General features: G+C 72.6%; 18 protein-coding genes. 11 read left to right on the plus strand and 7 right to left on the minus strand.

Annotated elements, in window-relative coordinates:
- The first annotated feature begins 272 nt into the window (after positions 1-272).
- The 3 genes from glnII (at position 273) to OHA84_RS11900 (ending at position 3301) form a co-directional block, all read left to right on the plus strand.
- Positions 273-1292, plus strand: coding sequence for a glutamine synthetase (gene glnII, locus OHA84_RS11890; RefSeq protein WP_053676112.1), 1020 nt, complete (start codon positions 273-275; stop codon positions 1290-1292).
- A gap of 125 nt (positions 1293-1417) precedes the next feature.
- Positions 1418-2341 (plus strand): hypothetical protein, encoded by a 924-nt coding sequence (locus OHA84_RS11895; protein WP_266971808.1) that lies wholly within the window; start codon positions 1418-1420, stop codon positions 2339-2341.
- 360 nt (positions 2342-2701) lie between these two features.
- Complete coding sequence (locus OHA84_RS11900; protein ID WP_053676114.1) at positions 2702-3301, plus strand: winged helix-turn-helix domain-containing protein; 600 nt, start codon at positions 2702-2704, stop codon at positions 3299-3301.
- 129 nt (positions 3302-3430) lie between these two features.
- On the opposite strand, the gene OHA84_RS11905 is transcribed toward OHA84_RS11900, so the two are convergent.
- The gene (locus OHA84_RS11905) at positions 3431-4876 is read right to left on the minus strand and encodes a PepSY domain-containing protein (protein WP_266971806.1); all 1446 of its coding nucleotides are present in this window, start codon (positions 4874-4876) and stop codon (positions 3431-3433) included.
- Between the two features lie 83 nt (positions 4877-4959).
- The gene (locus tag OHA84_RS11910; protein WP_266971804.1) at positions 4960-5595 is read right to left on the minus strand and encodes a hypothetical protein; all 636 of its coding nucleotides are present in this window, start codon (positions 5593-5595) and stop codon (positions 4960-4962) included.
- A gap of 203 nt (positions 5596-5798) precedes the next feature.
- Here OHA84_RS11910 and OHA84_RS11915 point away from each other — a divergent pair, with 203 nt between their 5' ends.
- From OHA84_RS11915 to OHA84_RS11935, 5 genes are all read left to right on the plus strand, one after another.
- The gene (locus tag OHA84_RS11915; protein ID WP_063839436.1) at positions 5799-6428 is read left to right on the plus strand and encodes a rhomboid-like protein; all 630 of its coding nucleotides are present in this window, start codon (positions 5799-5801) and stop codon (positions 6426-6428) included.
- Positions 6429-6535: 107 nt separating this feature from the next.
- Positions 6536-7336 (plus strand): tyrosine-protein phosphatase, encoded by an 801-nt coding sequence (locus tag OHA84_RS11920; protein ID WP_053676117.1) that lies wholly within the window; start codon positions 6536-6538, stop codon positions 7334-7336.
- Positions 7337-7506: 170 nt separating this feature from the next.
- The gene (locus OHA84_RS11925) at positions 7507-9435 is read left to right on the plus strand and encodes a hypothetical protein (protein WP_371591358.1); all 1929 of its coding nucleotides are present in this window, start codon (positions 7507-7509) and stop codon (positions 9433-9435) included.
- Positions 9436-9563: 128 nt separating this feature from the next.
- Positions 9564-10460, plus strand: a complete 897-nt coding sequence (locus tag OHA84_RS11930; protein ID WP_266947240.1) for a metal-dependent hydrolase — start codon at positions 9564-9566, stop codon at positions 10458-10460.
- On the plus strand, positions 10457-11506 hold the full coding sequence (locus OHA84_RS11935; protein ID WP_266947242.1) for a PDR/VanB family oxidoreductase: 1050 nt from the start codon (positions 10457-10459) through the stop codon (positions 11504-11506). The genes OHA84_RS11930 and OHA84_RS11935 overlap by 4 nt, the downstream gene beginning before the upstream one ends.
- 640 nt (positions 11507-12146) lie before the next feature.
- Here OHA84_RS11935 and OHA84_RS11940 read toward each other — a convergent pair.
- Positions 12147-12593 (minus strand): hypothetical protein, encoded by a 447-nt coding sequence (locus OHA84_RS11940; RefSeq protein WP_266947245.1) that lies wholly within the window; start codon positions 12591-12593, stop codon positions 12147-12149.
- A 285-nt stretch (positions 12594-12878) separates the two neighbouring features.
- Between OHA84_RS11940 and OHA84_RS11945 the strand changes: the two genes are divergently transcribed.
- The 3 genes from OHA84_RS11945 (at position 12879) to OHA84_RS11955 (ending at position 14943) form a co-directional block, all read left to right on the plus strand.
- A complete protein-coding gene (locus tag OHA84_RS11945; protein ID WP_053676124.1) occupies positions 12879-13589 on the plus strand; it encodes a TetR/AcrR family transcriptional regulator in 711 nt (236 codons plus the stop codon).
- A gap of 52 nt (positions 13590-13641) precedes the next feature.
- Positions 13642-14166, plus strand: coding sequence for a GNAT family N-acetyltransferase (locus tag OHA84_RS11950; RefSeq protein WP_053676125.1), 525 nt, complete (start codon positions 13642-13644; stop codon positions 14164-14166).
- A gap of 177 nt (positions 14167-14343) precedes the next feature.
- Positions 14344-14943, plus strand: a complete 600-nt coding sequence (locus OHA84_RS11955; RefSeq protein WP_266947249.1) for a polysaccharide deacetylase — start codon at positions 14344-14346, stop codon at positions 14941-14943.
- A 152-nt stretch (positions 14944-15095) separates the two neighbouring features.
- Here the strand turns inward: OHA84_RS11955 and pulA are convergent, their stop codons facing one another.
- From pulA to OHA84_RS11975, 4 genes are all read right to left on the minus strand, one after another.
- Positions 15096-20450, minus strand: coding sequence for a pullulanase-type alpha-1,6-glucosidase (gene pulA / locus OHA84_RS11960; RefSeq protein ID WP_266971799.1), 5355 nt, complete (start codon positions 20448-20450; stop codon positions 15096-15098).
- Between the two features lie 98 nt (positions 20451-20548).
- The gene (locus OHA84_RS11965) at positions 20549-22276 is read right to left on the minus strand and encodes a carbohydrate-binding module family 20 domain-containing protein (RefSeq protein WP_266971797.1); all 1728 of its coding nucleotides are present in this window, start codon (positions 22274-22276) and stop codon (positions 20549-20551) included.
- A gap of 212 nt (positions 22277-22488) precedes the next feature.
- Positions 22489-23505 (minus strand): LacI family DNA-binding transcriptional regulator, encoded by a 1017-nt coding sequence (locus OHA84_RS11970; RefSeq protein ID WP_234350304.1) that lies wholly within the window; start codon positions 23503-23505, stop codon positions 22489-22491.
- Positions 23493-25094: an alpha-amylase family glycosyl hydrolase gene (locus tag OHA84_RS11975; RefSeq protein WP_266971794.1), complete on the minus strand. Its 1602-nt coding sequence runs from the start codon at positions 25092-25094 to the stop codon at positions 23493-23495. Before OHA84_RS11975 ends, OHA84_RS11970 begins: the two co-directional genes overlap by 13 nt.
- Positions 25095-25129: the final 35 nt, after the last annotated feature.

A 25129-nucleotide genomic window follows, 5' to 3' on the forward strand; every position in this document is an offset into this window, starting at 1 on the left:
CACCCGCTCAGTGTGCCGCACCCGGACGGGTGTGCCATCGCCGACCCGCACGACCGTTCCCACCTGCGGCGCACATCTCGGTAACACGGGGTTCACACACGGGCAACGGAAGAGAAATCGCGTGGGGGCACGCTGCGGTCATCACCGCAGCACGCGATCGCAGCGCCGCGACCGGCGAGCCGGCGGCCGAAACCGCGGCACCGCACACGCAGCGCCGCGAACGCAACACCCGCAGAGTCCGCGCCGGAGCGACGCACCGAAGGATGGGGCCCGTGAGCTACAAGGCTGAGTACATCTGGATCGACGGCACGGAGCCGACGGCCAAGCTTCGCTCCAAGACGCGGATCCTCGCCGACGGCGACGCGCTGCCGATCTGGGGCTTCGACGGATCGAGCACCAACCAGGCCGAGGGACACGCCTCCGACCGTGTGCTGCAGCCGGTGTTCTCCTGCCCGGACCCGATCCGCGGCGGGGACAACGTCCTCGTCCTGTGCGAGGTCATGAACATCGACATGACCCCCCACGAGTCGAACACGCGCGCACTGCTCCGTCCGATCGCCGAGAAGTTCGCGGGCCAGGAGCCGATCTTCGGCATCGAGCAGGAGTACACCTTCTTCGACGGCGCCCGCCCGCTCGGCTTCCCGGTCAACGGCTTCCCCGCCGCCCAGGGCGGCTACTACTGCGGCGTCGGCTCGGACGAGATCTTCGGCCGCGACATCGTCGAGAAGCACCTCGACCACTGCCTCGTGGCCGGCCTGAGCATCTCCGGCATCAACGCCGAGGTCATGCCCGGCCAGTGGGAGTTCCAGGTCGGCCCCGTCGGCCCGCTGGAGGTCTCCGACCAGCTGTGGATCGCGCGCTGGCTGCTCTACCGCACGGCCGAGGACTTCAACGTCTCCGCGACGCTGAACCCGAAGCCGGTCAAGGGCGACTGGAACGGCGCGGGCGCCCACACCAACTTCTCCACGAAGGCGATGCGCGAGGACTACCGCGCGATCATCTCCGCGTGCGAGTCCCTGGGCGAGGGCAGCAAGCCGCTCGACCACGTCAAGAACTACGGCGCCGGCATCGACGAGCGCCTGACGGGTCTGCACGAGACCGCCCCGTGGAACGAGTTCAGCTACGGCGTCTCCGACCGCGGCGCCTCGGTGCGCATCCCGTGGCAGGTCGAGAAGGACGGCAAGGGCTACATCGAGGACCGCCGGCCGAACGCCAACGTGGACCCGTACGTGGTGACCCGCCTCATCACGGACACCTGCTGCACCGCGCTGGAGAAGGACGGCCTGCTCTGAGGCCCTGACCCGGCCCGATCCGCCCCCGGCCCGGCTCCGGGTCGGACCACCGCACGCACGACGGCGCCCGCCGGCCACCAGGCCCGGCGGGCGTCGCTGTCGGTGCCCTCTGGCACGGTGTGCCCATGCTCCCGATCAGAATCAGGACCGAGCGCGGCGACACCCACGACCGCCCCTCCTCACGCACCCTGACCGAACTACTGGGACGCATCGGCGCCCCGGGCGACCGCTTCCTCATCGTCGAGCGGCGCACCTCCGACCCGGAGGTGTTCATCCAGGTGTGGCACGAGGCGGGCGACTCCGGTGCCCGCTCCTACCAGTTGGAGTACCGCGAGGGCTCCGCCGACCGGCACTTCCAGGCGTACCTGTCAGCGCCGCAGGAGGTCGGTCGGGTGATGACCGGCTGGGCCCGGCAGGAGAAGGGCTGGGAGCTCGGCCCGGCCTGGGAGCGGCTGGAACTTCCGGTCGAGCCGGAGCCGCCGGCGCTGGAGGACTCCGTGCGCGAGCGGCTGGAGGAACGGATCCGGCTCGTCCTGCGGTGCGGCTACGACGGGATACCGGAGCTGATCGAGCAGGCCGAGGACTACCTGGTGAAGGACGGGGTCCGGCCGGTGTCCGGGCCGCAGGCCCGCGTGCTGGTGTACCGGCTCTGGCGGGAGCGGGTCGCGGAGCAGGCCACCTGGACCGGCGAGACGGATCCGGACCGACTGACCCGCGCCTTCGCGGCCCTGGACTCCGGCGGCATCACCGCCCGGGAGAACTTCACCTGTTGCCGCAACTGCGGCCAGGGGGAGATCTGGGAGGAACGCGAGGGGGACGCGCGCGGGTTCGTCTTCTTCCACACCCAGTGCACGGAGAGCGTCGCGGTCGGCCACGATCTGCACCTGTATTACGGGGCCTTCGACGCGGGCGACGAGGAGACGGTCTCGGTGGGCCGGGAGGTGGTGGCCGCGTTGGACGCGGCGGGGCTCCGGTGGGCCTGGGACGGGTCGGCCGGGGACGCGATCCGCGTGACCGGCACGGACTGGCGAAAGCGCCTCACCGGCTGACGATTTGTCGCGATGGTGACACCTCATTCACGCCGACGTCACGGAATATGAGATTCCGATCCATAGAGTGAGACGGGGTCTGCCCGGGGCCCCGTACATCTGCTTGAATGAGGTCATGGCCAGCCACTCGTACGTCTCGTACACCTCGTCAGGTCGCAGCGACCTCGAGCCGTTCTGGCCTTCCCGTCAGGATCATGATTTCGACCGGGTGTGTTGCCGCGCGAAGAACGCGCCGGCCCTCTAAAGCCTCCCGGGACCTCTCACAGACGACCTCCCCGAGGCCTTCGGTCTGCGCGGTACGACATCGACGACGTACGCACGTCTCCTGCCGACCACTCCGCGTGAAAGAGCTGACCACTCATGACGAACCCCCGTACCCTCACGTCCGCCTCCTCCGCCGCTCCCCTGACCTTCCCGCCCAGTCCGCGCCACCGACTGCGGGCCGTGGACCGGGACGAGGTGGCCCGGGTGGTGGACCTGCTCCCGCCGGGCGCCACCTGGCTGCCCGCGCCCCAGCACACCCTGCCGACCCTGCCGGGGCAGCCGCCGATGGTCGGCTACCTGGTCCTCGTACCGGCCGACCAGCAGCCGATCGCCTTCGCCCCGCACTCCGTCCCCGCCCCGACCCGCGCCGGAGCGCCCTCGGCCGGCCCGACCGCGGCGCCCGCCGCCACCGGTGACGAGCTGGTCCGGATCGACCCGGCTCAGCGCACCGCCGAGGTCGACGGCACGGTGCTGGACCTCACGTACCTGGAGTTCGAGCTGCTGGCCCACCTGGTGGCGCACCCGCACCGGGTGCACAGCCGGGACCAGTTGGTCACCACCGTCTGGGGTTACGGGCACGTGGGCGACGGTCGCACCGTCGACGTCCACATCGCCCGACTGCGCCGCAAGCTGGGCACGGCCCACCGGGGCGCGATCCAGACCGTGCGCCGCGTGGGCTACAAGTACGCCCCCTGAGCCGCACGGCGGAGACCCGCCGCCCGACCGCGGGCCCGTACGCGCGAGGGGGAGTACGGGCCCGCGGTCGTCGCACGTCCCGGTCCGGGCCCCGACCCGTCGTGGCGTCGGGGCCCGGACCGGGCTGGGCTACGCCCCCGTCGCCGAGGCCGCCCGGCGGCGCGCCAGGAATCCCAGCGCGACGTCGAGCAGCAGGAACACCAGCAGGCTGATCCCGAGCATCGGCACGAACCAGCCCACCAGCGCCGTCACCGCGGCGAGCGGCAGCAGCGTCGTCGCGGGCAACCGTCGCCAGGCGCCGCGCGGCTGCGCGCGGCCGACCGACAGCCGGCGATCCTTGGTGGGTCGGCGCATCCACCACATGCGGTAGCCCCAGAACACGAGGAACATCACCGCGACGGCGAGCGCCGCCAGCGCGACCTGGTTGGCGAGGCCGAAGGTCAGACCCATGTGCAGGTCGATGCCGAAGCGGGTCATCTTCGCGAGCAGGGGGTGGTCCGCGAAGCGCAGTTCGTCCATGACCGTGCCGTCGGCCGGGTCCACGGCGACGGCGTCCAGGTGCACCGGCACCTGCTTGTCCGTCTCCTTGACCACGTAGCCCTTGCCCCGGGCGGGCAGGGTCACGCGCAGGTCCTCGGTCACGCCGGCGGCCCTGGCCGCGGCGACGGCCTTGTCGATGCCCACGTCCGCGGTCGGCGCGGGCGGGGGCATCTCCATGCCGTCGGTCATGACGTGCCCGGCGTGTTCGTCCGCCCCGCCGGCGGCCCCGGCGCCGTCCAGCGTGGCGGTGACGGACGGGGTGGCCCCGCCCAGCCGGTCCTGGAGCTGCCCGATGTTCTCACCGGCGTACTTCGACCAGGTCAGGCCGGTCGCGGAGAGGACGACGAGGCCGGCCGCGGCCCACAGGCCCACCGTGCCGTGCCAGGACAGGGTCCGGCGACGGCCGGTGGCGGTCCGGTCCGGGAGGACGAGCCGTGCCGGGCGGGTGCGCCGGCGACCGATCCACAGGGCGAGCCCGCCCAGGGCGACCACCCAGAGCCAGCTGGCGGCCAGCTCGCTGTAGTTCCGGCCGAACTCGCCCAGCTGGAGGCTGGAGTGGAACTCGCTCAGCCAGGCCCGCAGCGGCAGCGCGTCGCCGGCGGTGGTGAGCTGCCCGCGCACGTCGGCGGTGTACGGGTCGACGAACACGGTCAGGGTCTCGCCCTCCGCGAGCCCCTTCTTCTCCATGATCACCCGGGTGGTGTCGTCGGCGTCGGGTGCGGGCCAGACGGCGGTGACCTCGCCTCCGGGCTCCGCCTCCCGGGCGGCCCGGACCTGGGCGCTCAGCGGCAGGGCGCGCTCGCCCACGCGGGGGACGGTCAGTTCGTCGGCGTAGACGATCTTCTCGGCCTGCCAGGAGGCGGCGTAGAGCAGCCCGGTGGCGGCGGCGATGAACAGCAGCGGGGCGATCAGCAGCCCGGCGTAGAAGTGCGTCCGCAGGAGCAGCGGCCGCAACGCGGCCCAGCCTCCGGCGGTGTGTCGGGGTGGCACCTCGGCGCCCCGGGCGGGGGCGTCCTGAAGCTCGTCAAGGGACATGTCGGTCCTAGGTGTTGGCGAAGACATGGGTGATGACCCCCAGGTCTCGCCCCTCACCGACGGGGCCGGGGAGGGTGCGCCGGTCAGGCGCGGGCAGGACGGCCGGGGGCCGCGGCTCGGGTGTCTCGCCGGCGCGGCGGGCCGCGGCGCACCACGGCGTGGGCGTGCAGGGCCCCGCGCAGGAAGCGCGGCCGTTCGTACGGAGGACAGTGCGCGGGCGGCGCCGGCACGAGGGCCACGCGCGTGCGGACCAGGGCGAGCGCGCGGGACAGCGGCCGGGCGGCGAGCAGCGCGGCGGCCCCGAGGGCGCCGGCGAGCCGGAACACGGCGGCCTCGCCCCACGCGAGCCACACGGCGCAGAAGAGCCCGGCCAGCACGTGGGCGGCGATCATCCCGAGGCCGCCGTGTCCGTGCCCGGCCGTCCCCGCCAGGTCGGCGAGGTCGGCCATGCCGGCCATGTCGGCCATCTCGTGAGGTGCGGTGGTGCCGCCTCCCGCGCCCGCCGCGCCCATGTCCATGCCGGCGGTGTGGTGATGGGCGGGGGAAGTTCCGGCCGGGTCGGCGACCCTCGGCGCGTGCATCGGCATCGACGCGGGGTGGGCTCCCTGGCTTCCGGAGAACGCGAGGTGCAACATGCCCTGCGCGGCGAGGAGCCCGGCGGTGATGCCCGCGGGCCCCCGCCGTCGCCCGGCGGCGAGCCACGCGAGTGAGCAGATCACCCCGAAAGCACCAAGAAGGCCATAAAGGGGAACATCCATACCCGACATGTACGAATGCCCCACCGCACCCAAGGCGACACACACCGCCGCGAACAACGCGGCCCGTGTGGCGCGCATCGGCGCGCGAGTTTCGGACATGTCCAGGTCATGCTCCCACGAGGCCCGGTGCCGGCCTCGACGGGGCCGTGTCCGATCATGTTCGAGTGAATCCACTGCCCTGGTCCCGGCCGCTTCCTCCCGGCTCCGTCGCCGTCGCCTACACCGGCGGGGTCCAGCTCGGGGCCCACGTCATGGAACGCCTGGCCCCGTACGAGCGGGAACGGGTGCTGCGCGGCTGCTCGACCAACGTCGACAACCTCGACGCCGGCCACTGGGGGACGTTGCTGAGCAGTGCCCTCGTCGTCGAGGAGCCGATGCCGCTGCCCTACGCGCTCCTGCTGGTGGCCGCGCTCGGCTACACGGAGTACGCGTACGGGGCGTGGTGGACGGCCGCGGCCTTCCTCTTCGGGCACGCCTGCGCCACCCTGCTCGTCCACACCGTGCTGCGGCGCACCGCGGACACCGAGACCCGGCGTGCGCTGGACGTGGGCACGAGCTACGGGCTGAACACGGTGCTCGGCGTCCTGACCTCCGCGCTGCCGCGCGGGACGGTGCGGGGCGTGGCCCGGGTCGGCCTGTTGGCGCTCGCCGCGGCGCCGGTGCTGAGGCGCGGGCGGACGTTCACCGATGTCGGTCACCTGGTGGCCCTGGGCGTGGGGGTCGGCCTCTCGCTGGCGGCCGATCGTCTCTCCGGGGCGAGGCCGCGCGGGAACGTCCTCGCGCGAACCGGGTGACCCGCCCCGCCCCCTCCTCTCGCCCCCTCCTCTCGCCCCCACCCGACCCGTCCCATCCGTCCCATCCGTCCGACCCGTCCGATCCGCACAGTGCTGGAGCCGCCACGATGACCGCCACTCCGTCCACCACCGTCGCCAACCTGCGCGACCTCGGCGGCACCCCGCTCTCAGGCGGCCGCACCGTACGCCGCGGGCTCGTCCTGCGCTCGGGTCAGCTCGACCGGCTCGACCTCGACGCCGACCCGACGGTGGCCGCGCTGGGAATCCGTACGGTCATCGACTTCCGCAGCGACGCCGAGCGGGCCGACCACCCCGACCGGCTGCCGGCCGGGGCGCGCCTGCTGGTCAGCGACGTACTGGCGGACAAGATGCGGGCCGGGGTGGGCGGCGTGCCCGCCGCCGCGCAGCTCAAGGACCTGCTGTCCGATCCGGCCGTGGCCGAGGAGCACCTCGGCGGGGGCAAGGCGCAGGCCATCTTCGCCGAGGTGTACCGGTCGTTCGTGGTCTCCGCGTCCGCGCAGGCGGCGTACCGGCTGCTGCTCACCGAGGCCGCCGACCCGCAGGCGGGCCCGCTGCTGTTCCACTGCACGGCCGGCAAGGACCGTACGGGCTGGGGCGCGACCGTCATCCTGTCGCTGCTCGGCGCCGACGAGGAGACCTTGATGGAGGAGTACCTCTCGGTCAATCCCGCGGTGAAGCGGGCCTTCGCGCGGATGATCGAGGGCTTCACGGCGGCCGGCGGGGACCCGGACATCGCGCTGGCCCTGATCGGGGTGTTCCCCTCCTACCTGGAGACGGCCCTGCGGGAGGTCGGGACGCGGTACGGCTCGATGGAGAAGTACGTGCGCGAGGGCCTCGGCGTCCCCGACGAGACCGTCGAGGCCTTGCGGGCCCGCCTCATCGCCTGAGCCGCCGCGACGCCGAGGGCCCGCCTCATCGCCTGGGCCGCCTCGGCCGACACTCGGCGGGAACGATTCGTCGGGGGCGCCCGGCAGGGCCTCGCGCACCCCGGCGCGCGGGCCCGAACGGGTGCCCCGGCGACGGGTGACCATCGGACGATTCGCTCGTTCTGCTGAACGTGACTGCGCCGGATACCGCCACCCGCCCCCTGCCCCCCGTGACCCCCGACGTCGAACTGGCCGAGGCCGCCATCGTCGAGCACTACCCGCGGCTGGTGCGGCTCGCCTACCTGGTGCTGCCGCCCGCCCTCGGCCGCAACCGGCGGGTGCTCACCGCCCACTCCCTGACCCAGCGGGCGCTCCCGCGCGGCCGCCGGGGCACCGACCCCGGCACGGTGCGCGGCGGGGTGCCGGCGCAGCGGGGCGAGGGCGGCCCCGAGTCCGGGTACGCGTACGTCCGGCTGCGCGTGCTGCGCTCCGCGCTGGAGGCGGGGATCCCCCTGACGTTCCGGTCGCTGCCGCTGCGCGGACAACTGCCGCCGGTGCTCCCGCAGGTGTGGGGGCTGCGGCTGTTCCCCCGCTCGGGCGGGGCCGAGGAACTGGCGCTGGACCAGTGGCTGGCGACCCTGAACGGTCCCGGTCGCGCGGCCTGCGTCCTGCGGGCGCTGGAGGGGCTGCCCGAGCCGGAGGTGCTGCGGGTGCTGACCGAGGCCGGGGTCGCGAACCCGGCGGCGGCGGTCGCGGAGTCCGGGGATCCGGTGCACGACGGCCTGTTCGCCTCCCCCGAGTTCGACCCGTGCGTACTCCAGGCGCGACCCACCGACCTGCTGCGGCGGCGCCGCTTCTTCCGGGCCTCCCTGGCCGGGGCAGCCGCCCTCGCGGTGTGCGGGGCGCTCCTCGCGCTGCCGGGCGGCGGCTGGGGCTCGGACGGGCCCGCCGCCCCGTCGTACGCGCGCAACGCCGCCGCCGAACAGGCGCTGGATCCGGGGCAGTTGGTGCGGGCCTCGGCCACGGTCTGGCGTACGTCCTCCCGTACGGACTACTCGGGCTGGCCCGCCCGCGGTGACCGCGTCGACGACACGGAGCTGCTGCGCCGGGCGCTCGCCGTCTGGGCCAGGCCCGGCTCCTCCGTCGTGGTCTCGGCCACTCCCGGCAGCCCGACCGGCCCGCCGATGGGCCCGCCGCAGCTGCTGTACGCGGGCGCCGTCGACCAGGCCGTCGTGGTGCTGCTGTACGACGGGCTGCGCGTGATCCGGTACGCGGAGCCCCGCTCCGGGACCACCGGAGCCGCCCTGGACTTCGCCCGGACCGACGGCGCCTCGGCGGACACCGCGACCGGCCTGGTCCTCAGCCGCGTCGACGGCAACGTCCGCTACCTCACGGCGCCCTGGGTGCGCGCCGCCGCGCTGCGGGACCTCCTCAAGCCCGGCGAGGCCCCGACGACACTGAAGCTCACCCCGGACGGGGTCACCCCGCCCGTCGTGGGCCCGGCACCGGGGGGCAACTGCACGAGCTGGAACGCGCTGGCGCTGACCGGTGACGGCGCAACGCGGCTGGTCACCGACCTGGGCGAGCTGACCCCGGCCCGGCTCACCTCGGGCGCCCCGGGCGCCGAGCGGAACGTGACGGAGGCGGCCGAACTCGGCGAATGGTCGAGGACCGCCTGCCTGTTGCCCTCGGTCCGCTCGCACGGGGTGCGCAGCGTCAACGCGTGGACGTACGCGAAGCAGCCGATGCCGGAGCGCGAGGGCACGGCGACCTGGCTGTGCACCCGGGCGGAGACCTGGCAGGGCACGGCGGACCGGGTACAGGCCCAGTTCCTGGCGCCGGGCGCGCCGCCGGCGGCGCAGGCCGCCAAGGCCGAGGGCTCGCCGGCGTGCGGGCCCCGGGAGCCGAGGGTGCTGGCGGGCGTCCTGTGGAAGTCCCGCGCGGGCCAGTGGTACGTGGTGGCGGCGGGCAGCGCCCAGTTCGCCTCGCTGTCGGTGAAGGGTGCCGGGGTGAACGGGGCCGCGACCGGGAATCGACTGGCGGTCAAGGCTCCGGCGGGCGCCCAGGTGGACCTGTCGGGCAAGCTGACCGACGGGACGAAGGCGGGGGTGCTGCGGTAGGCGCTGCGGTTGGTCCTGTCGTCGGACCGGCGCCGCGGAGGGTCGCGGGCACGGGTCGGTCGTCGAGGTCGGCAGGAAGTCGACGCAGAGGGGTTTTCCATCTCGCTACCCCTCAGTACATTGACGCCATGTCTAATACGCCGCTCGCGCCCGCCCCCGTGGCGTCGGAACACATGGACCTCCGGGCGCGGAACGTCTCCTTCTCCTGGGACGCGACCCCGCTCCACTGGCTGCCCGGCGATCCCTTCGCCGGGCACACCATCAACGTGCTGCACCTGCTGCTCCCCGCCGGTGAACGCTGGTTCGTGCACGTCTACAAGCAGGTGCTCCCCCTCATCACGGACGAGCGGCTGCGCGCGGACGTCGTCGGCTTCATCGGCCAGGAGGCCATGCACGCCGCCGCGCACGACGACGTGCTCCCCCACCTCAAGCGGCTGGGTCTGGACCCGACGCCGTACACGGCCCAGGTCGACTGGCTGTTCGAGAAGCTGCTGGGCGACCGTACGCTGCCGCCCGGCAAGGCCCGCGACTGGTGGCTCATGGAGCGGGTCGCGATGATCGCGGCCATCGAGCACTACACGGCGTTCCTGGGCGACTGGGTCCTCAACGCCGAGGAATTGGACCGGCGGGGCGCCGACCCGATGATGCTCGACTTGCTGCGCTGGCACGGTGCGGAGGAGGTGGAGCACCGCTCGGTGGCCTTCGACCTGTTCATGCACGTCGACGGCGGCTACCGGCGCCGGGCCAGGACCTGGGCCACCGCCTTCGCGGCGCTCGCGTTCCTGTGGCAGCGCGGGGCCCGCTTCTTCATGGAGAACGACCCCCAACTACCGACGGCCAAGGCGTCGTTGGGCCAGTTCTTCCGGTCCGGACAACAGGGCGTCCTCCCCTCGACGGGAGCCATGCTGAAGTCGATCCCGACGTACCTCTCCCGGACGTACCACCCCTCGCAGGAAGGTTCCACCGCCCAGGCGGAGGCCTACCTGGCGTCCTCGCCGGGCGCCAACGGCGGGGTGCGGCCGTGAGGCGCGCCCTGACCCTCACCGCCGTCGCGGGCGCCGCCCTGCTGACCCGGCGCGCCCTGCGGGGGCGCATCGGCCGCTCGCCGCTGTGGCCGCTGCCCGCCCTGGAAACCCCCATATCGGGGTACTCGCCGCGCCGGACCCTGCGCGCCCTGATCGTCGCCCGTACCGAACCGGCGGACGGGGTCCTGCGACTGACCCTGGAATCCGCGGAGCTCCCCGCGTGGACCCCGGGGGCGCACGTGGACGTGACGCTGCCCTCGGGTCTGGTGCGGCAGTACTCCCTGTGCGGGGATCCCGCCGACCGGGGCCGCTACACGATCGCGATCCGGCTCGTCGAGGACGGCCGGGGCGGCTCCCGCGAGGCCCACGCGCAGCTCGTGGAGGGCGCGGAGCTGGAACTGCGCCCGCCCCGCAACCGCTTCCCGCTCGCGCCGGCGCCTTCGTACGTCTTCGTGGCCGGCGGCATCGGCATCACCCCGATCCTGCCGATGCTGCGGGCGGCCGAGGCGGCGGGCGCCGACTGGACCCTGCTGTACGGGGGCCGCAGCCGGGCCACGATGCCGTTCCTCGCGGAACTCGCCGCGTACGGGGACCGGGTCACGGTCCTCGCGCAGGACGAGAGCGGCCTGCCCGACCTGGGCCCGGTCGCCGCCGCCGCCCCGGGCACGCTGGTCTACTGCTGCGGGCCCGAACCGCTGATGGAGGCGGTACGAGCCGCGGCCCCGGCCGCCGTACCGGTCCACCTGGAGCGCTTCGCCCCGACCGCGACCACGGGCGGCGCCACGCACCCGTTCACGGTGGAGCTGAGCCGCTCGGGCCGCACCGTCGAGGTCGCCGCGAACGAGACCACCCTGGCGGCGGTCCGACGGGAACTGCCGAACACCCCGTACTCCTGCGAGCAGGGCTTCTGCGGAACCTGCCAACACCGCGTGCTGGCCGGTGAGATCGACCACCGCGACGAGCTCCTCACGGACGGCGAACGCGAGGACTCGATGCTCCTGTGCGTCTCCCGCGCGGCCTCGGACCGCCTGGTCCTGGACCTGTAGGCGCGTGTAGGCACCTGTAGGTCGAACATGCCGAGGGCCCCGGAGGCGGGTTTTCGCCTCCGGGGCCCTCGGCATGCTTCTACGGCTCGCAGCGGTCGGAGTCGGGCTTCAGGAAGTCCTCCCGCTTGACCGTCTTGCCGCCGCTCGCCAGTACTTCCCCCTCCTCAAGCGCCGCCACCTCGTCGAGGTCGAACGACATGTCGCCGTGCATCCCCCGCGACCCGTATCCGCCCGACACGTTCACCCCTTAGGCGACACCGGGCTCGAACTTGGACGGCCCAGACGGATCGGCACTCCAACCGTCCGGGGCCTTGAAGGGTTCGATCACGTGCGGACCCGCCTTGCCGCGATCATTGAAAGCCGACCAGTGGGAAACACCCGCATCAGGGGAGACAACCACCTGCATGGGCACGTACCCGGGGCACGGGGTGATCAGAATCCGTACCGCGCCCTCACCCGACCGCTCCACCGCCACGATCGGCTTCGGCGCCGGTGAGCAGCCGGCGAGGACAAGGCAGGCCAGGACCGACACACACCCCAGACCACGGGTGGACAACCCAGAGTCGCGAGGTGCCCGACTCGTTGGTGCGGACCGCGACCTTGGTGCCGCCCAGGGTGTAGGAGCGGGTGGCCCACTTCTTCAGCCGAAGGACAGCGATCGGCCTCCGCGGTCGATGGTGACGAGGCTGTCCCGCTCCCCGCCGCCCGAGAAGGTCACGCCGGCGGCGGCCGCCTTCGGGCCCACCGTGCCGTCGGCGCGCAATCGCAGGGTGGCGTCCGGCTCGACCCAGGCGCCGGCCTCCCCCTTGACCCGGACGGGGACCACGGACTGGTCCAACCGGAACGATTTCCCGTCCGGATTTGCGTACGTGGTGGTGAACTCGGTCCTCTGACCGACAACCTCAACCGGCTCACCCGTCTCCCCCGCCACACGGAGCGCATTCTGCCCCTCGGTCGGCGTGGGACTCGCGGCGGCGGCCAGGGCCGCGGCCATCGGCACGTGCCCGGGCAGGAAACCCGCCATGACCACCGCACCGAGTGCGGCCGCCATGGCATGGCGAAGCCGCGGGATTCTTCGTGAAGGCATTTTTCCCATCCCCCGATGACAACGGAGTCTCCCCTGACTCCAGGCGACGCGCTCAGCCGCACATCGCGATTGCGAATGTACGCCGACGCTCAACTGCCTTACAAGACAGAGCAGTTGGCGCATATGTGATTGACGAGAAACGATCTGTTCGGCGCCTCGCGGAGGAATCCGGCGGGGCGACCCGACGGGGGCCGGCGGAGCGGGTGCGCGCGGTCCGGCGAAGCGGGCGGACGCGGGGGAAGGTGCTCTGGTCAGGGGATGTGGCGGGCGAAGTATGGTGTCCGCATGACAACCGGGGTGCGACGCAGGATGGGTGTCGAGGAGCGGCGGCAGCAGCTGATCGGGGTGGCCCTGGAGCTGTTCAGCCACCGGTCGCCCGACGATGTGTCGATCGACGAGATCGCGGCGGCGGCCGGGATATCGAGGCCGCTCGTCTACCACTACTTTCCGGGCAAGCTCAGCCTGTACGAGGCCGCGTTGCGGCGGGCCGCGGATGAACTCGCGCAACGGTTCGTCGAGCCGCAGGAGGGTCCGCTCGGGGCACGGCTGTTGCGGGTCATGGGCCGGTTCTTCGCGTTCGTCGACGACCACGGGCCCGGGTTCTCGGCCCTGATGCGGGGCGGGCCGGCGGCCGGGAGCAGCCGGGCCAACGCGATGATCGACGAGGTCAGGCAGGCCGCGTACGAGCAGATCATCACGCACCTGCGGATCGAGAAGCCGCCCGCGCGGATGGAGCTCGTGGTCCGCACGTGGGTGTCGCTCGCCGAGTCCACGGCGTTGATCTGGCTCGACGGGCGGAAGATCCCCCGCAACGAACTGGAACTCCAGTTGGTGCACGACTTCGCGGCGCTGGCCGCCGTGAGCGCCGCGTACGACGAGGAGATGGCGGGGATCCTGGTGCGCATCCTGGCCGACGAGCCGGCCGACGGGCCGTTCGGGGTGTTGGTCGGGCGGCTGGCGGCGATCGTGCCGACCACGGTTCCGCGCTCACGCTGATCATGACCACACCGATCATGACGCGGCGGCCCGGTGGCGGAATAATGCCCGAGTGATCATTGACGACGGAATGTTGTTCCGGCAGGCCGTGGAGAAGGACGCCGGCACGCTGGTGAAGCTGCACGACCAGGCCGCCCGGTGGATGCGCGCCAACGGGATCGACCAGTGGAAACCGGGTGACAAGGACGCCGAGCACTTCCGGGCCAGGATCCGCGAGGGCGAGGTGTGGATCGCCGAGGACGCCGACGGACGGGTCGTGGGCGCCTACGAGTTGTGGTGGTCCGACGAGGAGGCGTGGGGAGTCCAGCCTCCGGTGGCCGGCTACATCCACCGGCTGATGATCGAGCGGAGCGCCGCGCCCGCCGGAGCCGGTATGCGGATACTCGAACACGCCGAGTACCGGATCGCCCGGACCGGTCGGGAGCGGGCCCGGCTGGACTGCGTGTCCACCAACCCGCGGCTGCTCGCGTACTACCAGGGCGCGGGCTACCGGGTGGTCGGCGAATGCCCCTCGAAGCAGGGCAAGGACGGCCGGGTGTACGGGGTGATCCTGATGGAGCGGCGCCTCGACGTCTGACCCGTCGGTCCGGCGCCTCGACGCACGGGGCGGGCGGCCGACGCAAGTCCCCGGCGCGCGCCAAGTCGCGCCCTCTCTCGGCCGTGGCGCCCGCAACCGGTTGCCGTCCCCGACGGCGCCCCGGTACCGATGGACCCGACCAGTCGGTACCAGGAGGGGAAAGCCGTGAAGAGTTCCATGAGCAGGGTCACGGGCGCCGTGTTGGGCATGGCGTTGGCGGGAGTACTGGGTGCCACGGGCGTGGCGCAGGCCCAGGGCCGGCCGTCGGCGCCGGCCCCGGCGAGCGGCAGGGCGCTCGCGAGCGGCGCCGTACAGGCGCCCGCCGCGGTGATCGCGGAGGTGGAGGCCGCGACGGCCAGGCAGCGGTCGTTGGCGCCGAACGCCCGCACGGTCTGTTACGCCGCGCACGTGCAGGACGTGGGCTGGCAGGCGGCGGTGTGCGACGGCCAGGTGGCCGGGACGACCGGGCAGGGCCGCCGCATGGAGGCCGTGGTGATCGCCACGCGCGGGGTCGGCGGGGTCTGCGCCAACGCGCACCTCGCCGACGTCGGCTGGCAGGGCTGGGCCTGTGCCGGGGAGGGCGCGGCCGTGACGGTGGGCACCACCGGGCAGGCACGCCGGATGGAGGCCCTCGGCGTGCAGGTCGGCTCCGGCGGTGTGGGGGCGCAGGCGCACGTCGCGACCCACGGCTGGCTGAACACGGTGGCGGGGAACCCGGTGTACGCCGGGACCACCGGGCAGGCGCTGCGGATGGAAGCCGTCCGCATCTGGGTCTGACGTCCGGCACCCGATACCGGGCGCCCGGTGTGCGACGCCCGGCGCCCGGTGTACGACGCCTGACGTCTGATGCCTGACACCCGCACCACGTGCGGCGGCGGTGCCGGACCGGGTCCGGCACCGCCGCGTCGCAGGGGAAGGGGAAGGAGCGGTCAGCCGCGCTTGAAGACCGCGACCGTGCGGGCCGGGACGGTGAACTGCCCCGTCCCCGTGTCGTACGTCGACCCCTTCACGGTCGCGTCGGAACCCGCGGCCTGGATCGGGTGCAGCGCGTAGCCGCGGCCGGCGAGGTCGGCCACCCGCTGGGACCGGACGCCCGGGGTGGCGTTGAAGACCACCACCAGGTCGCCGGCGGTCATGGTGATCACTCCGGGGGTCTCCTCGGTCCCGGAGAGCGGGAAGCCTATGGTCCGCTGGACGGCGTCGGCCGTGGTGAGGGCGAAGGCCGGTTCCGTCGTACGGATCCTGAGCAGGTCGCGGTGGGCGGCGGAGGTCCCGGTGATCTCGGGGCAGCCGGGGGCCGGGCCGGTCAGGAGGGGCTTCGCGTAGGGCCACTTGGGCTGGTTGTCGGCGGCCGGCGGAAGGCCTCGGCCGAAGCCGTTGCCGTCACGGCAGTCCCAGTGGATGGCGTTGAACCAGTCGCCGCTGTCGAAGGAGTTGCGGTCCAGCGACTTCGAACGCAGCAGGTCCGTGCCCGCCTGGGAGAGGGCGGGGCCCTGCGAGAGGGTCGCGGTGGCCATGGCGAGGACCTGCATGCGGGCCTTGTCCGCCTCCGGGGTGCCCTTCGGGAGCTTGAAGGTCAGGGCGTCGTACAGGGACTCGTTGTCGTGCGCGTCGGCGTAGGCCAGGGCGTCGCCGGGAGCGGCGGCGTACCCGGCCGGGGCGCCGTTGTAGTCCAGCTCGGAGCCCTTGATCCGACGGCCGGTGGTGTCGGTGAAGGCGTACGAGGCGAGGTTGCCGGTCAGCCCGACCTTGATCAGGTCCTGGGCGTGCAGCAGCCGGGCCCGCTGCTCCTCGGGAGTGCCGTTCGCGGGCGAGGAGTTGGGCGCGGTGAACAGTCCGGAGGCGAAGCCCTGGACCCCGGGGTCCTCGTCGAAGGGGCCGCCGCCGCGGACCGCGTCGCGCGAGCGGTCGGAGAAGGTGGCGATGCCGGTGCCGGCCATGTTCTTCTGCGTGGCCTGCACGAACCGGGCGTCGTCGGCGACCTCGCCGAAGTTCCAGCCCTCGCCGTAGAGGACGATGCGCTTGCCGTCGACCCCGTCCTTGGCGAGGGTCAGCCCGTCGAGGGCCTTGCGCACGGCCAGGATGTTGTCCTTCGGGTGGTGGCCCATGAGGTCGAAGCGGAAGCCGTCGACCTTGTACTCCTTGGCCCAGGTGACGATCGAGTCGACGACGAGCCGGCCCATCATGGTGTTCTCGGGGGCGGTGTTGGCGCAGCAGGTGGAGGTGGCCACGGCGCCGTCGGGCAGCAGCCGCTGGTAGTAGCCGGGCACGATCCGGTCGAGGACCGACTTGTCGGACTGCCCGGCGGCCACGGTGTGGTTGTAGACCACGTCCATGACCGTGCGCAGTCCGGCGCCGTTCAGCGACTGGACCATCCTGCGGAACTCGACCGTGCGGGCGGTGCCGTTCGGGTCGCTCGCGTAGGAGCCCTCCGGCACGGTGTAGTGCAGCGGGTCGTAGCCCCAGTTGTAGGCGTCCTTCGCGGCGGCGGCGCTCACGCAGGCCTGCTGCTGGTCGCTGTCGGGGGCGTACGCCTTCAGGTCGCAGGCGGGTTCGGTGCGGTCGGCGGGCTTCTCCGGGATGGTGCCGATGTCGAAGGCCGGCAGCAGGTGGACGTAGGAGGTGCCGGCGGCGGCGAGGTCGCGCAGGTGCCGCATGCCGGCCGAGCCGGTGTCGGTGAAGGCCAGGTACTGGCCGGGGTGGGTGGTGGTGCGGTCCGCGACGGAGAAGTCCCGGACGTGGAGTTCCTGGATCTGCGCGGAGGTGAAGGGGACCGGTGCGGGCTTCTTGAGGTTCCGCCAGCCCGCCGGGGCGAGCTTCGGGTCGGCCAGGTCCACGGCCAGACTGCGGGCGGAGTCGGTGGTCAGGGCGGTGGAGTACGGGTCGGTGACCAGGTTGCGGACCATCCGGCGGGTGCTCGGCGCCCACACGGTGACGTCGTAGCGGTACGGCTTGCCGGTCCAGCTCCGCTCGCCGCGCACGGACCAGACGCCGGTGGCGTCGTCGCGTCGCATGGCGACGGTACGGCCGTCGAGTTCGAGGGAGACCTTCCGGGCGGTGGGCGCCCAGACGGAGAGGGTGGGGCGGCCGTCCTTGAAGACGGGGCCGAGCGCGGCCGTGGTGGCGTACAGGTCGTCGAGGACGCCGGCGAGTTGCACGCCGGTGGCCGCGAGGACGGCGCCGTTCGCGGCGCGGGCGCTCGCGACGAGCTGGCCGCGCAGGGCCTCGCGGACCCGGTCGCGGTCGCGGGCGTCGACGGTGAAGGCGGCGTACGAGGCCAGGTGCGGGAACTTCTTCTTCTGGGCGGCGGTGAGTTCGGAGCGGTTCAGGCGCAGCCAGGCGGCGCCCTCCTCCTTCAGGGCTCCGTCGTCGACGGTGATGCGGCCCTCGCGGGAGGCGAGGAGCTGGAGGGAGGCGGCGGCCTCGGGGGCCTTCCAGGCGACGGTGTCGCGGTCGATCCAGACGGCCTCGGCCTTGGTGAGGTCCAGGGCGGCGGCCGAACCGGCGGGCTGCGGAAGGAGGTAGCGCTCCTTGCCGCCGAGCATCCACACCTCGTGGCCGGTGGCCTTCAGGTCCAGCGACTGGTCGGTGGGCAGGTCCTTCTCGTCGCCCTTGTGGAGGATGTAGCTGAGGCTCTGGGCGCCTTCGGCGAGCGGAACCTCGTAGACCGCGCCGTAGGAGTCGATGCGGGTGGGCCGGAGGGGCTTCGACCAGTCGGTGGGGTTCGCGGCGCCGGCCCAGACGTGCAGGCCCCAGCCGTCGTACGCGCCGTCGGGGCGCTGGTGGTGCAGGACGGCTTTGGTGGTGTCCTGCGGCGGTTGGGCGGGGCGTTCGGTGCGGGCCGCCTCCTTGCCCTGTTCGAGCCAGATCTCGCCGGTCCTGGTCACGTCGACGGTTCTGTCCGCGGCGACGTCCTTGTTGCCGTCCTTGTCGATGACCAGGTAGTTCACCGAGGAGGCCCCGGGCTTCAGCCGGACGTACGCGAAAGCGCCGTACGCGTCACGGCCGCTGAACGCGTGCCCCTCGGGCCAGGGCGTGGCCTCGCCCTCGGCGATGTCGCCCCAGGCGTACAGCCGCCGGTTCGCGTAGTCGCCGTCGGGCCGGTTGTAGTGCACCACCGCGTACTCGCGCTGCGTCGCGCCCGGGGCCGGGGCGGGCGGGGCCTGGCCGGCGACGGACCCGGCGAGGGCGCTCGCCGTGCGACCGGCGGAGTCCACGACGACCGCCTTGTAGCGCAGCGGGGTGCCGGGCTCGGCCGTGACGTGCTGGGTGACCCGGTACGGGGCGTGGTCGGCCGAGCCGAGGACCTGCCACTTCCCGGCGCCGGCCTGGGCCGCGAACACGACCCGGTTCAGGGAGCCCCCGGTGACCTCGGCGGACAGCTCGACGGTGCCGGTGGCGCCGGCGGCCGGGGCCTTCAAGGTCAGGGACGGCCGGGTCGCGGGCGGGGCGAGGGGGGCGGTGGCCCGCAGGACCACCGAGCCCAGCGCGGGGACGGTGACGGTGAGCTTGCCGGCGGCGGAGGCGCGGATGGTTCCGGCGTACGGGGAGGTGCCGCCGTACAGGGTGCGGTAGCCGGCGCCGGCCGGCGCGTCGAGCTCCACGGTGCGGGGCCCGGTCGCGTTGTTCGAGGCCACCAGGTACTCGGTACGGGTACGGGCGTCGGTCCGGGCGACCGCGTGGACGGAGTCGGTGTCCAGGCGCGCGCTCTGGACGCCGTCCCGCAGCGCCGGGTGGTCCCGGGTCAGCTTCGCGAGAGCACTGATCTGCCGGTAGAGCGGGTGCTGCGGATCGTAGGCGTCGCTCGCGTGGGTGCGCGCCGTGCCGAGCTGGTCGTCGTCCAGGTAGTCGGCGGTCCGCGAGGCGAAGAGGGGCTGCCGGGCGTCCTTGTCACCGCCGGCGCCCGTGAAGCCCTGCTCGTCACCCGAGTAGATCACCGGATTGCCCCGTGAGAGGAACATCAACTCGTTGGCCAGCCGGTAGCGGTCCAGCAGCTCCCGCTCCCCCGCCTGCGGCCGGTCCTGCTTCAGGAAGGTCCCGAAGCGGCCCATGTCGTGGTTTCCGAGGAAGGTGACCTGCTCGTAGGCGTTCGCCTTGTCGGTGGTGTACCGGTGGTCTTCGGCCAGCACCGAGCCCAGCCGCGAGGCCCCCGCGCCCTGGGAGGCGTACGCGCGGATCGCGTCCTGGAGCGGGAAGTCGAGGGTGGCGTCGAGCCGGCCCCGGGTCACGTACGGGGAGGTGACGGCGGTGTCGGCGGAGTACACCTCGCCGAACATGAAGAAGTCCTCGCGGCCCCGCTTGGCCGCGTACGCGTCCAGGGCCGTGGCCCACTGCGTCCAGAACCCGGTGTTGACGTGCTTGACCGTGTCGATCCGGAAACCGTCGATGTCGAAGTCCCGGACCCACTTCTCGTAGATCTTCTCCATCCCGTCGACCACCTCGGGACGCTCGGTCCACAGGTCGTCGAGGCCGGAGAAGTCACCCTGCTCGGAGGACTCGCCGGCGAAGGTGGAGTCGCCCCGGTTGTGGTACATCGACGGGTCGTTGAGCCAGGACGGGACCTTGACGTTCTTCTTCGCCGCGGGCACGACGGGGGTGAGGGGGAAGGAATCGGCGTCCGTCGCCGGGAACTTCCGCTTCCCGTCGGCGTGGTCGGAGTCGTCGAAGGGAACCCCGTCCTTGGTCAGGTACGGGAACGCGCCCTTGGAGAGGTAGCCGCGGGAGGCCTCGCGGTGGTCGATGACATCGGCGGTGTGGTTGGTGATGACGTCGAAGAAGACCTTCATCCCCTTCCGGTGCGCCTTGTCGATCAGCCGCTCCAGGTCGGCGTTGGTCCCGAAGTGCGGGTCCACCTGCGTGAAGTCGGTGATCCAGTAGCCGTGGTAGCCGGCCGAGACGTCGGCGCCCGCGCCCTGCACCGGCTGGTTCTTGAAGATCGGCGCCATCCAGATGGCCGTCGTGCCGAGCCCCTTGATGTAGTCGAGCCGGTCCGTCAGCCCCTTGAGGTCACCGCCCTGGTAGAAGCCCTTGTCCGTCGGGTCCAGGCCGGTTTCCAACCGGGAGCCGGTCAGCCCGCCCCGGTCGTTGCGCGGATCGCCGTTCGCGAACCGGTCCGGGAGGACGAAGTAGAACTGCTCCCGGGTCAGGTCGTGGCGGGCCGGCTCGGCCGCCAGCGCGGCGTCCGAGGGCGGGGCCGGCGGCCGGGAGGCGGCCGACGCCGGGAGGGCGGGCAGGAGCGTCACGGCCAGGCTGGCGGCGATCACTCCCGCGGCGGGGCGTATCAAGGCAAGGACTCCTCGGTCACGTGTCTGCGTGGGACGAGGACCGCCCGGCGGTGGCGGGGAGTGAGGTGCCGGGCGGCCCTGGTTCAGGGGGGCGGAGGTCAGTTGCGCCAGGTGTCGGTCAACGTGACCCGACCGCTCGCGGGAACGGTGGCGGAGCGGTTGGCGCCGCTCTCCCAGGTGACGTTCCCGGAGGCGTCCTTGCGCACGTACTTGTACGAGAAGAACGTGCCGGGCGGGAGCGAGACGTCGAGCTTCCACACCGGGTAGGCCGCCGGGTCCAACTTCGGGGCGCCGGAGGCGTTCCAGTTCCCGAGCTCGGCCCGGTCACCCGTCACGTGGATGTTCTGGCCGAGGACCGTGGAGGCGTTCACGCCGAACGAGGCCCCGGCGTCCGAGGCGGGCGGCGGGGTGCTGCCGCCCGCGCAGGTGCGGGCGTTCACGTGCAGGGCCACCGCGCTGCCGGCGCCGAGCGTGGCCGTGAACCGGCCGGCCGAGTCGACCGTGACCGTACGCCCGCTCTGGACGTCGCAGTAGCCACCCGCCGGCAGGGACGTCTGGAAGGTCCGGGTCAGCGCCGAGCCCTCGTGGTTGAGCGCCGCGTACGCCTTGGCGCCGCGCCCGAACGCGATCTGGTCACCGCCGTTGTCCCACCAGTCGGTGACGGACTGGCCGCGCGCGGCGTTGCGGAAGCCCACCATGGAGGAGATCTCCCGCCACGCGTGCTGGCACTTCCAGCCGTCGACGTAACAGGCGTTCACCGAGCCGCCGTTGGGCGGACCGGCGTCCTTCTGGCTCCACTCGTAGCCGGAGTGCACGTCCGGCGATCCGTACGGCCAGGCCAGCATGAAGACGTTGGCGAGGGTGTAGGCGGAACCGTCCTTGTAGCTGAGGGTGTCACCACCGCGCTCGGTGTCGTGGTTGTCGACGAAGACGGCGGACTGGCCGGAGGGCATGTATCCCCACGCCTCGCCGAAGTTCTTCAGGTGGGCGAGGCTCTCGCCCTGGAAGACCCGCTTCAGATCGCGGGCGTAGCGGAACTCCTGCACGTCCCCGTTGCCCAGGTACTCGGACGGCGACACGGCCTCGCCCGCACCGAAGATCGCCTCCTGCTTCCAGTAGGCGGAGGGGTTGCTCAGCCGTGACTTGATGTTGGCGAGGTCGGCGGCCGGCATGTGCTTGGCCGCGTCGATCCGGAATCCGTCGACGCCGAGGGAGAGCAGGTCGTTGAGGTAGCCGGCGATCCGGCCGCGCACGTAGTCCTCGCCGGTGTCGAGGTCGGCGAGCTGCACCAGTTCGCAGTTCTGGACGTTGCCCCGGTCCTGGTAGTTCGAGATCGTCGCCCGACAGTCGTCCATGTCGGCGCCGGAGTAGAGGCCGGGGTAGCCGTACTTCGTGTACGAAGAGCCGCCCGTCCCGGTGCCGTCGGCGGCGGCCATGTGGTTGATGACGGAGTCGACGACCACCTTCACGCCGGCGGCGTGACAGGTGTCGACCATCGCCTTGAAGGCCGTCCGGTCACCGAGCCGCCCGGCGATCTTGTAGCTGACGGGCTGGTACGAGGTCCACCACTGGTCGCCCTGGATGTGCTCCTGCGGAGGCGACACCTGGACGTACCCGTACCCGGCGGGCCCCAGGCTGTCGGTGCAGGCCCGCGCGACGGAGTCGAAGCGCCACTCGAACAACACGGCCGTGACGTCCTTGACGCCGGGAGTGGCGGCGACCGCCCGGGGGGCCTGAACGGTGAAGGACGCGGCGACAAGTGCGGTGGCGGCGAACAGGGTTGTGGCTCTGGTGGTTCTTGCAGCACTGACAGCTCTGGCAGGCATGCGGGGGCCTCCTGGCGGAAGAGGTGGGGATTGCAGCGACGGTAGGTGCCAGGCCGAACCCCTGCAAGACCTTGCGCAAGGGATTGCAGAATTGTTTCGCGGACGTGTCCCGGTCTGTGCCGGAACGCCGCGGTGGGGGGCGGGGGTTGGGGGCGTGCGGACCCCTCACACCCCCAACCCCCCCCCCCCACCAAAGCCCCCCTCAGCCCCCCTCAGTCCCCCGGCCCCTGGCCCGTCGAGCCCCTCACCACCAGTTCCGGTTGGAAGACGTACTCCGTGCGCTGGACCGGTGTTCCCGACACCGCTTCGAGCAGGGCGCCCACCGCGGCCGTGGCCATCGCGCGGACCGGTTGGCGGACCGTGGTCAGCGGGGGGTCGGTGAAGGCGATCAGCGGGGAGTCGTCGAAGCCGACGACCGACACGTCCTCCGGTACGCGCAGTCCCCGCTCCCGGGCCGCGCGGATGACACCGAGCGCCATCGGGTCGCTGCCGCACACGATGCCGGTGCACCCGCGGTCGAGCAGGGCTCCGCCCGCCGCGTGGCCGCCCTCGACGGTGAACAGGGTGCGTTGGATGAGCCCTTCGGCGGCGGCCGAGGGCAGGGCGGCGGTGAAGCCGGCCTCCTTGCGCGCCGACGGGACGTAGCGCGTCGGCCCGATGGCCAGGCCGATGCGGCGGTGCCCGAGGTCTTCGAGGTGCCGGACTGCCATGTCGGCGGCCGCCCGGTCGTCCGGGGAGATGAAGGGCGCGTTGACGTGCTCGTTGAAACCGTTGATCAGGACGAACGGCACGCCCCGGGAGGCGAGCCGCTGGTAGCGCGAGGGGTCGGTGGAGGAGTCCGCGTGCAGGCCGGACAGGAAGACGATGCCGGTGACCCCCCGCTCCTCCAGTTGCTCGACCAACTCGTCCTCGGTGGCCCCGCCCGGCGTCTGGGTACAGAGCACCGGCGTGTACCCGTGCCCCGCCAGCGCCTGCTCTATGACCTGGGCGAACGCCGGGAAGATGGGGTTGGTGAGTTCCGGGATGAGCAGGCCGACGAGGCCGTTGCTGCGGCGTTTGAGCCGCACCGGGCGTTCGTAGCCCAACAGGTCGAGCGCGGCCAGCACCTTGTGCCGGGTGCCGTCCGCGACGCCCGCCTTCCCGTTGAGGACGCGACTGACGGTCGCCTCGCTGACCTGGGCCTGCGCGGCGATGTCCGTCAGCCTGAGGGGGTTGGTCACCCCTGCCACCACACCGCCGTGTCGCCCGGCAGTACGTCCGCGTCGGTCAGCTCGGCGCTGGCCAGCAGTGCCGTACCGGGCAGCGGCATGCGTACGGGCTCCCCGGTGGTGTTGACCGTGCAGGTGAACGCGCCCCGGCGGAAGGCCAGTACGCCTTCGGGGGCCTCCAGCCAGTGCACGGAGTCGCCCGCGCCCAGGTCGTCGCGCTCGCGGCGGATGCGCAGCGCGGCCCGGTACAGCTCCAGCGTGGAGTGCGGGTCGCCGGTCTGGGCCTCGACGCTCAGGCCGGCCCAGTCGGCGGGCTGCGGCAGCCAGCTGCCGCCGCTGCCGAAGCCGTACGGGGCTTCCTCGCCCGACCACGGGATCGGTACGCGGCAGCCGTCGCGGAGCCCGTCCTGGCCGTTCGCCTTGAAGAAGGACGGGTCCTGGCGGACGGCGTCGGGGAGGTCGGTGACCTCGGGCAGACCGAGTTCCTCGCCCTGGTAGACGTACGCCGACCCCGGCAACGCCAGCATCAGCAGCGCGGCGGCCCGCGCCCGGGCCAGCCCCCGCGCGCCGCCCCCGTACCGGGTCACGTGCCGCACCACATCGTGATTCGACAGCACCCACGTCGTCGGCGCACCCACGGGGCGCATGGCGTCGAGGGACTCGTCGATGGCGGAGCGCAGCGCGTCGGCTTCCCAACCGGTGTTCAGGTAGTGGAAGTTGAAGGCCTGGTGGAGTTCGTCGGGGCGCAGGTACAGCGCGGTGCGGTCGGCGCTGGGGGTCCAGGCTTCGGCGACGCCGATGCGGTCGCCGGCGTACTCGTCGAGGACGGTGCGCCAGGAGCGGTAGATCTCGTGGACGCCGTCCTGGTCGAAGAAGGGGAGGACCTGGTTGCCGAGGAGCTTGAGTTGTTCGTCGCGGCCGAGGTCGGGCAGGCCGGGGGCCTTGACGAGGCCGTGGGCGACGTCGATGCGGAAGCCGTCGGCGCCGAGGTCGAGCCAGAACCGCAGGATGGAGCGGAACTCGTCCTGGACGGCGGGGTGTTCCCAGTTGAAGTCGGGCTGCTCGGGCGCGAAGAGGTGCAGGTACCACTCGCCGTCCTCGACGCGGGTCCAGGCGGGCCCGCCGAAGATCGACTCCCAGTCGTTGGGGGGCCGGGAGCCGTCGGCGCCCTGGCCGGGCCGGAAGTGGAAGCGTTCGCGCAGGGGGGTTCCGGGGCCTTCGCGGAGTGCCTGCTTGAACCATTCGTGCTGGTCGGAGCAGTGGTTGGGGACGAGGTCCACGATGATGCGCAGGCCCAGGGCGTGGGCTTCGCGGATCACGGCGTCGGCGTCGTGCAGGGTGCCGAACATGGGGTCGATGGCCCGGTAGTCGGCGACGTCGTATCCGGCGTCGGCCTGCGGGGAGGCGTAGAAGGGGCTGAGCCAGACGGCGTCGACGCCCAGTTCCTTGAGGTAGGGCAGTCGGCTCCGGATGCCTTCGAGGTCCCCCATGCCGTCCCCGTTGGAGTCGGCGAAGCTGCGTGGATAGACCTGGTAGATCACCGCTTCTCTCCACCAGCCGGGCTGGGTACCGGTCGTGGTGGGGAGGGCGTCGGCGAGGTGCTGGGTCATGTCGTCCTTGAAGAGATCGGGCCGGTGATGCGGGA

Source organism: Streptomyces sp. NBC_00513, assembly GCF_041431415.1.
Classification (GTDB): Bacteria; Actinomycetota; Actinomycetes; order Streptomycetales; family Streptomycetaceae; genus Streptomyces.

Excerpts from the sequence above, each read along its gene's own strand:
- OHA84_RS11940 (WP_266947245.1), bottom strand. The coding sequence starts at position 12,593 with ATGCCTTCACGAAGAATCCCGCGGCTTCGCCATGCCATGGCGGCCGCA.
- OHA84_RS11945 (WP_053676124.1), top strand. The coding sequence starts at position 12,879 with ATGACAACCGGGGTGCGACGCAGGATGGGTGTCGAGGAGCGGCGGCAG.
- OHA84_RS11975 (WP_266971794.1), bottom strand. The coding sequence starts at position 25,094 with ATGACCCAGCACCTCGCCGACGCCCTCCCCACCACGACCGGTACCCAG.
- OHA84_RS11965 (WP_266971797.1), bottom strand. The coding sequence starts at position 22,276 with ATGCCTGCCAGAGCTGTCAGTGCTGCAAGAACCACCAGAGCCACAACC.
- OHA84_RS11895 (WP_266971808.1), top strand. The coding sequence starts at position 1,418 with ATGCTCCCGATCAGAATCAGGACCGAGCGCGGCGACACCCACGACCGC.
- OHA84_RS11930 (WP_266947240.1), top strand. The coding sequence starts at position 9,564 with ATGTCTAATACGCCGCTCGCGCCCGCCCCCGTGGCGTCGGAACACATG.
- OHA84_RS11920 (WP_053676117.1), top strand. The coding sequence starts at position 6,536 with ATGACCGCCACTCCGTCCACCACCGTCGCCAACCTGCGCGACCTCGGC.
- OHA84_RS11900 (WP_053676114.1), top strand. The coding sequence starts at position 2,702 with ATGACGAACCCCCGTACCCTCACGTCCGCCTCCTCCGCCGCTCCCCTG.
- OHA84_RS11955 (WP_266947249.1), top strand. The coding sequence starts at position 14,344 with ATGAGCAGGGTCACGGGCGCCGTGTTGGGCATGGCGTTGGCGGGAGTA.
- OHA84_RS11905 (WP_266971806.1), bottom strand. The coding sequence starts at position 4,876 with ATGTCCCTTGACGAGCTTCAGGACGCCCCCGCCCGGGGCGCCGAGGTG.